Annotated in this window: 13 protein-coding genes; 8 read left to right on the top strand and 5 right to left on the bottom strand. The window is 42.5% G+C overall.

What is annotated here, in order from left to right:
- Positions 1–217: 217 nt before the first annotated feature.
- Entirely contained in the window at positions 218–1,399 is a 1,182-nt protein-coding gene (locus tag H8S90_RS03575) for a formimidoylglutamase (RefSeq protein WP_187341225.1), read from the top strand.
- 3 nt (positions 1,400–1,402) lie between these two features.
- Here H8S90_RS03575 and H8S90_RS03570 read toward each other — a convergent pair whose 3' ends face one another.
- The 5 genes from H8S90_RS03570 to H8S90_RS03550 are packed head-to-tail and all read right to left on the bottom strand — an operon-like array spanning position 1,403 to position 4,717.
- A complete protein-coding gene (locus H8S90_RS03570) occupies positions 1,403–2,338 on the bottom strand; it encodes an alpha/beta hydrolase (protein ID WP_255501797.1) in 936 nt (311 codons plus the stop codon).
- A gap of 44 nt (positions 2,339–2,382) precedes the next feature.
- Positions 2,383–2,781, bottom strand: a complete 399-nt coding sequence (locus H8S90_RS03565) for a hypothetical protein (RefSeq protein WP_187341224.1) — start codon at positions 2,779–2,781, stop codon at positions 2,383–2,385.
- 60 nt (positions 2,782–2,841) lie between these two features.
- Positions 2,842–3,651, bottom strand: coding sequence for a YgcG family protein (locus H8S90_RS03560; RefSeq protein WP_187341223.1), 810 nt, complete (start codon positions 3,649–3,651; stop codon positions 2,842–2,844).
- Positions 3,652–3,664: 13 nt separating this feature from the next.
- The gene (locus tag H8S90_RS03555; RefSeq protein WP_187341222.1) at positions 3,665–4,105 is read right to left on the bottom strand and encodes a TPM domain-containing protein; all 441 of its coding nucleotides are present in this window, start codon (positions 4,103–4,105) and stop codon (positions 3,665–3,667) included.
- A gap of 30 nt (positions 4,106–4,135) precedes the next feature.
- Positions 4,136–4,717, bottom strand: a complete 582-nt coding sequence (locus H8S90_RS03550; RefSeq protein WP_370525682.1) for a LemA family protein — start codon at positions 4,715–4,717, stop codon at positions 4,136–4,138.
- 192 nt (positions 4,718–4,909) lie between these two features.
- On the opposite strand from H8S90_RS03550, the gene H8S90_RS03545 reads away from it, so the two are divergent.
- The 7 genes from H8S90_RS03545 (at position 4,910) to H8S90_RS03515 (ending at position 12,961) form a co-directional block, all read left to right on the top strand.
- Entirely contained in the window at positions 4,910–6,478 is a 1,569-nt protein-coding gene (locus H8S90_RS03545; protein WP_187341221.1) for an NAD(P)/FAD-dependent oxidoreductase, read from the top strand.
- 63 nt (positions 6,479–6,541) lie between these two features.
- Positions 6,542–6,901 carry a CoA-binding protein gene (locus tag H8S90_RS03540; protein WP_187341220.1) on the top strand — a complete coding sequence of 120 codons (360 nt, stop codon included), beginning with the start codon at positions 6,542–6,544 and terminating at the stop codon, positions 6,899–6,901.
- 87 nt (positions 6,902–6,988) lie between these two features.
- Complete coding sequence (locus H8S90_RS03535; RefSeq protein WP_187341219.1) at positions 6,989–8,017, top strand: LacI family DNA-binding transcriptional regulator; 1,029 nt, start codon at positions 6,989–6,991, stop codon at positions 8,015–8,017.
- 117 nt (positions 8,018–8,134) lie between these two features.
- Positions 8,135–9,331, top strand: a complete 1,197-nt coding sequence (locus tag H8S90_RS03530) for a glycoside hydrolase family 88 protein (protein WP_255501796.1) — start codon at positions 8,135–8,137, stop codon at positions 9,329–9,331.
- 40 nt (positions 9,332–9,371) lie between these two features.
- Positions 9,372–10,736: an alpha-L-fucosidase gene (locus tag H8S90_RS03525; protein ID WP_187341218.1), complete on the top strand. Its 1,365-nt coding sequence runs from the start codon at positions 9,372–9,374 to the stop codon at positions 10,734–10,736.
- Between the two features lie 133 nt (positions 10,737–10,869).
- Entirely contained in the window at positions 10,870–11,712 is an 843-nt protein-coding gene (gene kduI / locus H8S90_RS03520) for a 5-dehydro-4-deoxy-D-glucuronate isomerase (protein WP_187341217.1), read from the top strand.
- A 100-nt stretch (positions 11,713–11,812) separates the two neighbouring features.
- Positions 11,813–12,961 (top strand): DUF4861 family protein, encoded by a 1,149-nt coding sequence (locus tag H8S90_RS03515; protein WP_187341216.1) that lies wholly within the window; start codon positions 11,813–11,815, stop codon positions 12,959–12,961.
- Positions 12,962–12,964: the final 3 nt, after the last annotated feature.

Genomic DNA, 12,964 nt, shown 5'->3' with positions numbered 1-12,964 from the left:
TAAAATGCTTTGCATTCACGAATACCTTTAGAAACAAATTATCATGAGTAATTGCCTTTTATATGCAATATAATCACGTTGTATATAAAAGCGATTTCTCGGTCTCTCATCTGCCATCAAGAGCTTGTTTTTATATAGGAAATACTTTCAAAAGTAAGTTAATAAATGGATATTTGCACAAACTTAGGTAAAGTTGCTTTAGCTCAAATAGATATTCATGTCATTAATCGATTTTTTCGCACCAGTAGATATTCAAAAATTCACACCTGTCAATGGCTTTTATACCAGTCAGCTTGGAGCTAATATTCAACTATTTGCCGAAGAATTTCCAGATTGGGAGCATGAACTGTTTGATCTAGCTATTATTGGCGTGATGGACGATCGCGCTGCGGTGAATAATCAGGGTTGTGCCTTAGCTCCCGACTACGTGCGCGAGAGACTCTATCATTTGCACCGAGGAGATTATCCGTTACGTGTTGCTGATTTTGGTAATATTAAGGCTGGGCAACAAGTGAGCGATACCTATGCAGCAATAAAAACAGTGGTGGAAGAACTCATAAAAAAGGGAATCATACCAGTGATTATAGGAGGAGGACAAGACATGACCTATGCACAGTTTCAAGGTTATGAAAAGTTAGAACAGAAAGTTGACGTCGTGGTGGTCGACTCTCATTTCGACTTAGCAGAAGATGTTCAGGAAGCGAATGATCCTAATTCCCAAACGTACCTTACCAGTATTTTGGTGCACCAGCCAAATTATCTTTTCAACTATAGCAATATCGGCTATCAGACATACTATGTCAGTCAAGATAGTATTAAAGTGATGGATAAACTTTACTTTGATGCCTATCGCTTAGGACTTTTTTCGGGACGTACCGATCAAGCTGAACCGGTTATTCGTAACGCAGATATGTTGAGCTTTGACATAGGAGCTATCCGGTCTCCAGATGCTTGTGCTAATGCAAACGCTACACCTAATGGCTTTTATGGTGAGGAGGCCTGCCAGCTGGTTCGTTATGCCGGCATGAGTGATAAGTTGACCTCCATAGGCTTTTATGAGTTCAATCCCGCATATGACCAAAATGGGCAGACGGCGATCCTTTTGGCTCAAATGGTGTGGTGTTTTATCGATGGGTATTATAACCGCAAGAAAGATTTTCCCCTTCAACCGAAATCATCTTACGTCACTTACCGGGCATCATTGAATGATGATAGCCACGAACTCATATTCATTAAAAGTAAAAAGACCGATCGCTGGTGGATGCAGGTACCCTACCCAAATACAAAGTCTGTAAATGAACGCTTTCATCTAGTACCTTGCAGGTACGAAGACTATTTGTTGGCAGTAGAAGGAGATATGCCTGATCTATGGTGGCGGACCTTCCAAAAATTATCATAGAAGCTAATAACCGAGTTGATGTAACCAGGCCAAGGCGTGATCAAACCATTGATCGTCTGTCGTTTTGTTATGTAAACCAAAACCGTGTCCACCTTGCGGATAACGAATGAGTTTTGACGGTACCTTTTCTTTTTGTAGATTTTCGTAGAAATCGATGCTGTTGGCTATGGGAACCGCTGTGTCATCTGCTGCATGCACTAATAAGGTCGGAGGAGTATTAGTCGTAATATGCTTGGCGCTTGAAAAATAGCTGGCAAGGCTTTTGTCCGGATTTTCACCAAGTAGGTTTTTTCTAGATCCCCCATGTGTTACTGCGGTATCCATGCTGATTACCGGATAAATCAATAACATAAAGTTTGGCCTTAAGCTCGTACCTTTCAGATTTTCAATCTTTGGATCACTATAATGCGTACCGGCAGACGAAGCGAGGTGACCGCCAGCGGAAAAGCCGATTACACCCAGTTTTTCTGGGTCGATTGCGTAAGCGGATGCATTTTCCCTGATAACCTTTAAGGCTTGTTGTACGTCTTGTAATGGGCCGATACTCTTATCCTCCATAGTTAAATCATTTGGTAAGCGATATTTGAGAACAAAAGCAGCAATACCATTTTCTGCAAATTTTTTAGCGACATCGTGCCCTTCATGACTAATCGCAAGGATGCTGTATCCACCACCTGGACATATAATAATGGCAGAACCGGTGCTTTTTTGCTTTTCTGCAGGATAATAGCGCATAGTTGGAATACGTACACCCGATATTCTTTCGATGCCATCGGATCCAAGTTCACTGGTTTCCTGAATACTTTCTGCATGAGTGTCCTTAGCGTTGGGTATCTTTCCTTCGGGATATAACGGAAGAAAATCATCAGCAGGTGTTTGGGCCATGAGTGATTGAAAAACCATGGTGCAGAAGATAAATAAAAAAAACTTTAGGTTCATGATGGGTCAAATTTATTATTCTTTTTTATGGGTAGACCACATTGTTACACGTTGATCGCTTGCATAAGCAGGCTCCTTCTTGAAAGATGCTCGAACGAAAGTACATGATGCTCTTTTTCTAATATATCAAAAAGCATAATAACCTTTGTCCATATCATACGGCGTGTTTGTTCATCGTCATTTAGGCCGGCCAGTTCATCCAGGAAGTTGGCCAGTAGACTGATTTCTTCCGCTTTGAAAGCCTCTTCCCGAATACGGTTGGCGAAAAGGCCCAAAGGTGTTTCTACCAGTTCCTGATGCTCCAGACCATAATAATGGGCTAAGGTGTATTCCACTTCTTTTAAAGCTCTCGACTCCTCATCTTCGATAATCAATCTCTTAACCTTTGCTAAGGTATGACTAAGTTGCTGCATTTGCGCAGTTAAAGAGTCTCTTTTAAGCATATTGCCGTCGTTTAATAAAATTAAATATCTTCACTTAGCATACTTTTTCTGTTGATGTTTCTACCAACTGCCGCTGGCACCCCCGCCACCGAAGCCCCCACCACCAAAACCACCAAAGCCGCCCCCACCACCAAAGCTACCTCCGCCGCCAAAACCACCACCGCCAAAACCTCCTCGTCCACGACTGCTTCTTCCCATTGCACTTCCCAGCAATGTCATCCAGAATAAATCGGAGCTTCCACGGCCACCGATTACCTGACCTCCACCGCCTTTACCACCGCCCTTACTGGAAATTAGACTGATGATCACTGCAAAAATAATTACGGTGGCAATCAATCCACCAGCCCCTCCACGGCCTCCACCTTTCTTGGGATTGGCCTTAAATTCACCTTTCGTATATGCTATCAGGGCGTCTGTTGCACCGTCGAGCCCTTGATAGTAATTACCACCCCGAAAAGCCGGGCTGATAATATTACGGATAATCTGGAAGGCTATGGCATCAGGTACTGCCCCTTCTACGCCATACCCGGTTTGAATAGTAACTTTACGATCGTTCTTTGCTACCAAAAGTAAGATGCCATTATCCTTGCTTTTTGTGCCAATGCCCCATTGCTGTGCCAGTCGAACACCGTAATCTGCAATATCGTAATCGCCAACGGAAGTCATAACCACGACGGCTATTTGAGTCGAAGAACTATCGTCAAAAGCAACCAGCTTGTTTTCCAATTGCTGGCGCTCATCGTTGCTTAAGGTATTGGTAAAGTCGGTAACTAAAGTATTAGCTCTTGGTGGAAAATCCTGAGCACGCAAAATATTGAGCGGCAGTAACAGGACAAAGGATAAAAAGAGGAAGTGAGTAGCTTTGATCATGTTTTTTCCGCTTTTATTGTTTATTACGGTTCATAAATACAATATCATTTGGTAACTCATTGATATCGTCATGTGCCTTGGGAAATAAAATCTGGAGTTTTTCTCCCGCACATTGGATACCAGCAACGAGACCACTGATGAGATCTGCGGATTTAAAATGGGTCAACATCTTTTCCTTGGTGGAATCCCAAAAATCTGGCTCAACCTTCGTGTGTATGCCATGGTCGCCAATGATAGCAAATTTATGGTCATCAACAGATAGGTAAATGAGTACGCCGCTACGTTGATTGGTTTTATGCATTCCTAATTCATGGAAGCATTCCGTTGCGCGCTCAAGTGCATCCTGCTTACAATAATGTTCCACACATACTCTTATTTCGCCCGATGTATTGGCTTCTGCCAAACCTATGGCATGTGATACACGCTCCTGCTCTTCACTGTTAAAAATATCCATTTTTAGCTGCTCCCCAATGAATTTTATGATTTAAAATTGTACCTCTGGTGCTTGGTCTGCTCCTGCCTGCGATGTAAAGTATCCTTTCGACTTAAAACCGAAGATTCCGGCCATCAAGTTGTTTGGAAAGGAACGAATAGTAGCGTTATACTGTTGGGTAGCTTCGTTAAACCCTCGGCGTGCAACAGCAATTCTGTTTTCCGTACCCTCTAATTGAGCCTGTAAACCCTGAAAGTTTTCCGTTGCCCTTAATTCTGGGTAATTTTCCGCTACAGCCATCAGACGGCTTAGCGATCCGGTTAACGCTCCCTGGGCATCTTCAAATTGCTTAATAGCTTCAGGGGTTAGGTTGGAAGGATCTATGTTAATGGATGTAGCTTTTGCGCGTGCTTCAACTACATTGGTGAGTGTCTGCTGTTCAAAATTGGCAGCACCCTTTACGGTATTAACTAGATTTGGTATGAGATCTGCTCTACGTTGATACGCATTTTCAACTTCCGCCCACTTCGATTGTACATTCTCATCCAATTTAACCATGCTGTTATAGCCGCATGAGCTTAATGACAATGTGGCAAGCAAGCCAACTAGTCCAAAAATAAACTTCTTAATCATTGTTGTTGTTTTAAATTTTCATCTATAAATAAAAACCTCTCAACGGCAGATGAGAGACCGATAAACCGCTTTTATACGCTTTTTTGTTTATTGCATATAAAAACGCAATTTATCTAAGTTTGATCTACTAAACACTTTGATAGCAATTTTTATACCTTTGTTACATCCCGGATAAAAACCGGGCAATACAATATGCAAAAAGAAATTGAATTAGCGGTAGCTCCTGAGAGAATTTTGGATGAAAGATTCATTAAAGAACAGGCAGGTAAACACCTAAAAACGTCCTTAAATCGTATTAAGGCAATAAAAATCAACAAACGTTCCATTGATGCCCGAAGTAAGCGAATCGTTTATAGGATACGCGTACGGGTATTTATTGACGAACTGCCAATTCAAGAAAATTTAACTATGCCATATGCCAATGTTGCAGGTGCGCCTCCGGTAGTGATTGTTGGCGCCGGTCCTGCAGGCCTTTTTGCGGCAATGCAGTGTATAGAAGAAGGGCTGAAGCCAATTGTATTAGAACGGGGAAAAGCCGTTAAAGAGCGAAGGCGTGATCTAGCAGTTTTGAATAAACAGGGAGCCGTTAATCCGGAGTCTAATTATTGCTTTGGAGAAGGGGGAGCAGGAACCTACTCAGACGGAAAGTTATATACTCGATCAAATAAGCGGGGAGATGTCCAAAAAGTGCTGCGTTTATTGGTGGCCCACGGTGCTACGGAGGATATACTGGTGGATGCCCGTCCGCATATAGGGACTAACAAGTTGCCCCATATTATTGAGGCAATTCGGGAAGAAATTATCCAGAATGGTGGCGAGGTGCGGTTTAACACAAAAGTACAAGATGTATTAACCGAAGCAGGTAATGTGTATGGTGTAACCACGCAGTTAGGGGAAGTCGTTGAAGCCAGGCATGTGCTATTGGCAACAGGCCATTCTGCGCGGGATATTTTCGAGCTTTTTCGGAGAAAAAATTGGTCGGTAACCGCTAAGCCCTTTGCATTGGGTGTACGAATAGAACACCCGCAACAGTTAATTGATCAGGCGCAGTACCATTGTGAAGTAAGGAGTGAACATTTACCTCCAGCCTATTACAGTTTGGTAGAACAGGTGGGCAATCGGGGAGTATTTTCTTTTTGTATGTGTCCGGGAGGTATTATTGCGCCTTGTGCTACCGCCGATGAAGAAATAGTAGTAAATGGGTGGTCACCGTCCAAAAGAAATAATCCTTATGCCAATTCGGGAACAGTGGTTCAGGTAAATTTGGATGACGTAGTGGGCGCCAACGAAAATCCTTTTGCCCTGCTCGATTTTCAGAAAGCGATAGAACATAAGGCATATTTGCTTGGCGGGGGTAAGATGGTAGCACCCGCACAACGGATGGTTGATTTTGTTCAGGGAAGATTATCTCAAGACTTACCCCTTAATTCATACAAACCTGGATTGCAACCTGCACAGCTAAACGAAGTATTGCCCGAGTTTATCAGTGAAGCATTAAAAAAAGCCCTGCCACTCTTTGGTAAGAAAATGTCAGGCTATTATACAAATGATGCGGTACTTGTGGGCGTAGAATCCCGAACGTCTTCTCCGGTACGCATCCCGAGAGATCCACAGACTTTACAGCATCCGGAAATAGGAGGACTATACCCTTGTGGTGAAGGGGCAGGATATGCGGGAGGTATCGTATCAGCGGCAATTGATGGTATAAACTGTGTGCTGAAGATAAGAGAAAAACAACAACAAATGAGCCGTTGCGTTTAAATAAAAATGGCAAATCTTGCTAAAACACGTTAAGCAGCGCTGAATATTTACTAATTTCACAAAATGAAAAAAACGCTAATTTTAGGAGCAACAACCAATCCGGCGCGCTATGCCTATATCGCAGCGCAACGTTTAACGGGAGCGGGGCATGAAATCGTTAATATAGGAATCAAAAAGGGTGACGTTGCAGGAGTTCCTATTGAGGCTCCTGCTGCACCATTGGCTGATATCCATACCGTAACACTTTATATAGGCCCGAAATTGCAGCCGCAATATTATGATTATCTATTGAAAACTAAACCAAAACGTATTATATTTAACCCCGGTACAGAAAATGCGGAACTAGCCAATTTAGCGCAAAGCAATAATATAGAAGCCGTTTATGCCTGTACTTTGGTATTGCTGAGCATCGGCCAATATTAATTTAGGTGGAATTTATTTAATAGAAGGTGTAGGGTCGTAAAACTTACCGCACATACGGGAGAATAAATAAAAGGTTAATTAAAACAAATGGGTAAATCCGAAAATGCAGAAACAAGCATTGTTGACATAGCCGCAGTACTGGGAATTTCAGCAGCCACCGTTTCAAGAGCGTTAAATAATAATCCGAGAATCAGTGAAGCTACCCGCAAGCGGGTGAAAGAGAAAGCCCTTGAAATGGGATATCGACATAATAGTATGGCCTCTTCGCTGCGAAACAAACGCTCGAATATTATAGGATTGATCGTTCCCCGCGTTTCCATGTATTTCCATGCCGTATTTATTACCGCACTGCAGAACAGGTTGCAGGAAGAAGGGTATAGTTTGATGGTTTGTCAATCAAATGATTCCGTTGCAATAGAGCAGAAGCTGGCTGGTACATTGTATTCATCGAGGGTAGATGCCTTAGTAGTTTCCCTGGCACTTTATACAGAAGATTACAACCATTTTGATGGATTTATGAGTCATGGCATCCCACTTATTTTTTATGATCGGGTACCTACGAAACCTTATCCAGCACATATTATTAAAGGAGACGATTATCGGGGGGGCTTGTTGGCAGGAAATCATTTGATTGAAACTGGATGTACGAAAATAGCATACATTTCGGGACCATTGAGTTGTAGTATTTATAAAGAGCGCACCGAAGGCCTGTTACACGCCTTGAAGAAAGCAAAAATTAACCTGAAGGAAAAGTGGTGTTTCTATCATGAGCTTACTGCTGAGAATGCATGGAATAGCCTCAGAAAGATATTTGTCGGAAACGATCAACCGGAAGTTGTCTTCGCTTCTAACGACACTACAGCTGTGGCAGCCGTGGAATTCGCCCGTGAACAGGGAATTAAGATTCCTGAGGAACTAAAAATTATTGGTTATTCCAATGATCCCCGAGCTGCCATTATTTCTCCTCCAATAACAACTATAGACCAGCATCCGGCTGAGATGGCACATCGAGTTGCCTATAAATTGCTTGCCTTATTGAAGGATAAACATGCAAATAGGGATATCAGTCAAAACGAAATCGTACCGGTTACCTTGGTTAGAAGAATGACTACCTAGACATGGGAGTGCCTGTACAATTATGCAATCGATTGTTTTGCGTAATCGATTGCATAACTCGCGCCAAATACCTATCTTGCCACAAGATTGCTAAAAAATAACCAACAAAAAATGAATATGATGAAAAAGAAAGCTTTAAGCTTGATGAGTTTAAAGCTTATCGTCCTAGTACTTAGTTCGATCGCTTGGGGACAACAGAGCATGCCCTTATTAATCCAGGAAAATTTCGATTTCGCACGTGATCAATATAAAACGCTGGCAAAGCATATTCCAGCCGACAAGATGCCGCAAAATTATAATCCTGAAACCGGTAAAATAGATGCACGCAATATAGAATGGTGGTGCAGTGGTTTTTATCCAGGCTCGTTATGGCTAATCTATGAACAAACAAAAGATCCCGAAATACATCAAGAGGCTTTACGGGCACTAAAAGTTATTGAGCCAAACAAAACGTTTACGGGAAACCACGATTTAGGCTTCATGATGTACTGCAGTTTTGGTAATGCCTATCGCATTACGGGCGAAAGAGCCTACAAAGACGTCTTGTTCCAGTCGGCAAAATCGCTAACCACCCGATACCGACCCACCATTCGCGCTATCCAATCCTGGGATAAAAATAAGTATTGGGAATGCCCGGTAATTATTGATAATATGATGAACCTGGAGATGCTTAATTGGGTGAGTGATAACGGTGGAGATAAAAAGTTTAAAGATCTGGCCATCATACATAGTAATACAACTCTGAAAAACCATTTTCGTTCCGATTATAGTTCGTATCATGTGGTTGATTACCATCCGGAAAATGGAACAGTGAACAGAAAAGCTACTTGGCAGGGGGCTGCAAATACTTCATCCTGGGCAAGAGGGCAAGGTTGGGCGCTTTATGGTTTCACCATGATGTATCGTGATACGCGAGATGAAAAATACCTAAAACAGGCAGAAGGTATAGCCAAGTTCATTCTGAATCACCCTAATCTTCCAGAAGATAAAATTCCCTATTGGGATTTTGATGCGCCGTTGATACCATTTGCTGTGCGCGACGCCTCTGCAGGAGCACTTATTGCTTCTGCTTTATTAGAGCTGGGACAATATGTGAAGGCAGAAGAAAAGCAATGGTATGTTGAGCATGCAGAAAAAATGATTCGTTCTTTGGCAAGCAATGATTATCGCTCAAAACCCGGAGAGAATGGCGGCTTCCTATTGACGCATAGTACCGGAGCCCTGCCACTGAACTCAGAGATTGATATCCCGATTATTTATGCTGACTACTATTTTTTGGAAGCGCTGAAGCGATATAAGGATTGGTATCTCTAGTTATTCGCTATCTTTAGACCATTAAAACACCTATAAAGACATGAGAAATTCTTATTCATTTTTATTCATATTATTGTTTACCGTGGGTCAACAGCAGGTAATGGCCCACAGACTGGCAGTTGACCCGATACAGGAGCAGGCTGATAAATTAACATGGTTTAAAGAAGCTAAATTTGGCATGTTCATTCATTGGGGTTTATATAGCGTGTTGGGTGGGACATACCAGGGGCGCACTATGCCAGACACTACCTTGCCTAATGGTAAAAGTTGGTATGCCGAATGGATTCAGCAGCGATTGGAAGTGCCTGACGATATTTATCAGGCGCTTAAGGAACAGTTTAACCCGGTTGATTTTGACGCCGATCGATGGATTAAAGAGGCGAAAAATGCAGGGATGAAATATTTTGTGATTACAGCGAAACATCATGACGGTTTTGCCCTTTGGGATTCGAAGGTTTCGACGTATGATATTGCTGCTACACCCTTCAAAGGGCGCGACATCTTAGGCGAACTCGTAGAAGCTTGTAAGAAATACGGACTAAAGTATGGTTTCTACTATTCGCATTGGCAGGACTGGGAACACCCCCAAGGCGCTTTGCCGTACTGGAAGCCCAAGCGTAGCAGCGAAGAATTTGAAAAATATTGGCGAGAAAAAAGTTTGCCGCAGGTACAGGAACTGATCGAAAACTACGACCCCGACTTACTTTGGTTCGATACCTGGGATGACGAGGCAGCAGATTTGATCACATCACAAAGAAGGGACGAATTGATCGGCCTCATTCGTAAATTGAGCGATAAATGTTTAATTAATGGTAGAATCGCTATGCATGACCCGGGAAACGATATCGACTTCCTGGAGATGATGGATAATACTTATCCAGAAGGCCTGCTGGAAAAACCTTGGCAGACACCCGCTACGATGAACCATACCTGGGCTTGGCACGATAATGATTTTCATTGGAAGTCATCAGGACAAATGTTGCGGTACTTAGTGAGTAACGCCAGTAAAGGTGGAAACTATTTGTTAAATATTGGCCCTAAAGCTGATGGAACTTTACCAACTCCCGCTGTCCAGCGGTTAAGAGAAATGGGAGCGTGGATGTTCAGCAACGGAGAGGCTGTTTATAATAGCTTGCCGAGTGAACTTGAACCACAGGAAAAGGTGGTGTTTACCCAAAAGGAACAGGAAGGACAAACCTATCTTTATGCACATGTATTAGATGAGTTGCCAGGTAATTTGTTGGTATTGCCCCTGCCTGCTGATCAAATAGCCGATTGTCGGATATTAGATACGGGAGAGGAACTGAAACATGTACCATCAGAGAAAGGTGGAGTAGCTATTACATTGCCTGAAAGAGGAGCGTACGATGTTGCTGTAGCGGTTGTAAAAATACGTTTGGAATAGCCCTTATAGAATAAACTTCCTCTAATTTATAGATATATGGAGATGTAAACGTTTGCGCTTTTATGATATTAACTGTATATTGCGGGAGTAAAACCATTTATTAATCAATTTTTATTAAAAGAAAGTTAGAGTAATGAGTATAGTTTATGAAACCCGTTATGCATCCAGCCCCAACGAAACGAAAGGGATGGATACCGAAGCGTTAAGAAAAAACTTCTTGGTTGAAACGCTTTTTGAAGCAGATAAGATCAATTTGGTGTATACCCACTATGATCGATATATAGCTGGAGGTATACAACCGGTGACTAAATCGCTAAACCTTGACACGATTGACGCGCTAAAAGCGCCTTATTTTTTGGAGCGAAGAGAGTTAGGTGTGATTAATATCGGTGGCGCAGGCGTTATTTCGGTAAATGGAACTTCGTATGACATCGACTTTAAAGAGGCACTCTACGTGGGCAAAGGTAACGAAACGGTAGTATTTTCGAGTAAAAATCCCGACCAGCCTGCCAAGTTTTATATTAATTCTGCACCTGCTCATCATCCTTACCCTACAAAAAAGGTTACCCGGGCAGACGCTGAAGTGGTAGAATTAGGCAGCCTTGAAACAGCAAATCACCGCGTGATCAATAAATTGCTCGTTGCTGGAGTGGTTGATACCTGTCAGCTACAAATGGGTATGACGGAATTGAAAACCGGTAGTGTCTGGAATACAATGCCCGCCCATACGCATGATCGGCGCATGGAGGTTTATTGTTATTTCGAAGTTCCAGAAGGCCAATCTGTATGCCATTTTATGGGGCAACCTCAAGAGACACGTCATATCTGGATGCAGAATGAGCAAGCGGTCATCTCACCACCATGGTCTGTACATGCAGGGGCAGCTACCGCCAATTATACTTTTATTTGGGGAATGGCTGGTGAAAATATGGATTATAGTGATATGGATGGATGTGCTATTACAGACTTGCGATAAATTGGAGATAAGCTGAAAATACAGACCATATGAAACCTGCATAAGGGGATGTATAATGGCTCAAGCAAGTTTCATCGCCTCTGAAAAACAATTTATACAGATGAAAAAAAAGAATATTCAAGAACAGGGCTTATGGGGAGTTTTTTTGCTCATTGGAATCGCAATAATCGTCTCCTGTAAGTCGTCCGTTAACCACGCAGGTATTGTCGTTAATAATCCTTCGTCTTTTGATCGAAAAGAACTTGTAGAAATACCTTACAAAACGTTTTCACAGGTGTATACAGCGGAAGCACCATTTAGAATTATCGATGAAAACAGTGAGGAGTTGACTTATCAGCTGGTAAGAAATGGAGAGGAAAAGATTGACCATGTACTAATATGGGTTGATATACCGGCAAACGATGATATCAAATTGTTTGTCGAAGCTGGCGAACCAACCCCGGTAGAAGCTCGAACATATGCGCGTTATGTGCCTGAACGTTTTGACGACTTTGCTTGGGAAAATGATAAAGTGGCGTTTAGGATGTACGGTAAGGCTTTGGAAGGGCGCGCAGACGACGCACATGGAACTGATATATGGGCAAAACGTACCGATAGACCGGTAATTGACGAATGGTATAAAACGGATGATTATCACAAGGATCATGGAGAAGGCTTGGACTACTATGCTGTCGGAATGACATTGGGGGCCGGTGATATTGCGCCTTTCGTAGACGATAAAATTAGCTATTCTAAACATTACCGTGAACATGAGCTATTGGAAAATGGCCCTCTTAGAAGTACTTTTAAATTGACCTATGAGCCGTGGGAAGTTGGAGATAGAACAGTTTCGGTTACCAAAAACATTACCTTAGAGGCCGGATCTCAATTAAACAAAGTGGAAGTTACCTATAGTTTTGAGGGTGAAGACCCTCTACCTGTTGTTGCAGGCATTGTGCTTAGGGAAGAGGATGGCGGTAAAATCATTCAGCGGAAAGATAATGGAATTGCTGCGTATTGGGAGCCCGGCCATGGCGATGACGGGACCTTAGGAGTGGCCGTTGTGACGCCAGAGGAAATTGTTAAGATTTTTGAAGGGGAAGGGCAACTGTTAACACAGTTTGAGGCCAGCAGCGGCAAACCTATGGTTTACTATAATGGTGGGGCATGGGATAAAGCTGGCGAAATCACTTCTGCGGAAGCTTGGGAACATTACTTAACACAGTATCAGGAAAAAATAAAAAATCCATTAACCATTACTATTCAATAAAAA

The sequence above is a fragment of the Olivibacter sp. SDN3 genome (assembly GCF_014334135.1).
Classification (GTDB): domain Bacteria; phylum Bacteroidota; class Bacteroidia; order Sphingobacteriales; family Sphingobacteriaceae; genus Olivibacter.
Note: the sequence above shows the minus strand (reverse complement) of the source record. Positions and strands in the feature narration are given on the sequence as shown.

Coding starts and splice junctions, on each gene's coding strand:
- H8S90_RS03545 (WP_187341221.1), top strand. CDS start 4,910: ATGCAAAAAGAAATTGAATTAGCGGTAGCTCCTGAGAGAATTTTGGAT.
- H8S90_RS03535 (WP_187341219.1), top strand. CDS start 6,989: ATGGGTAAATCCGAAAATGCAGAAACAAGCATTGTTGACATAGCCGCA.
- H8S90_RS03515 (WP_187341216.1), top strand. CDS start 11,813: ATGAAAAAAAAGAATATTCAAGAACAGGGCTTATGGGGAGTTTTTTTG.
- H8S90_RS03565 (WP_187341224.1), bottom strand. CDS start 2,781: ATGCTTAAAAGAGACTCTTTAACTGCGCAAATGCAGCAACTTAGTCAT.
- H8S90_RS03560 (WP_187341223.1), bottom strand. CDS start 3,651: ATGATCAAAGCTACTCACTTCCTCTTTTTATCCTTTGTCCTGTTACTG.
- H8S90_RS03570 (WP_255501797.1), bottom strand. CDS start 2,338: ATGAACCTAAAGTTTTTTTTATTTATCTTCTGCACCATGGTTTTTCAA.
- H8S90_RS03550 (WP_370525682.1), bottom strand. CDS start 4,717: ATGATTAAGAAGTTTATTTTTGGACTAGTTGGCTTGCTTGCCACATTG.
- kduI (WP_187341217.1), top strand. CDS start 10,870: ATGAGTATAGTTTATGAAACCCGTTATGCATCCAGCCCCAACGAAACG.
- H8S90_RS03555 (WP_187341222.1), bottom strand. CDS start 4,105: ATGGATATTTTTAACAGTGAAGAGCAGGAGCGTGTATCACATGCCATA.
- H8S90_RS03540 (WP_187341220.1), top strand. CDS start 6,542: ATGAAAAAAACGCTAATTTTAGGAGCAACAACCAATCCGGCGCGCTAT.
- H8S90_RS03530 (WP_255501796.1), top strand. CDS start 8,135: ATGATGAAAAAGAAAGCTTTAAGCTTGATGAGTTTAAAGCTTATCGTC.
- H8S90_RS03525 (WP_187341218.1), top strand. CDS start 9,372: ATGAGAAATTCTTATTCATTTTTATTCATATTATTGTTTACCGTGGGT.
- H8S90_RS03575 (WP_187341225.1), top strand. CDS start 218: ATGTCATTAATCGATTTTTTCGCACCAGTAGATATTCAAAAATTCACA.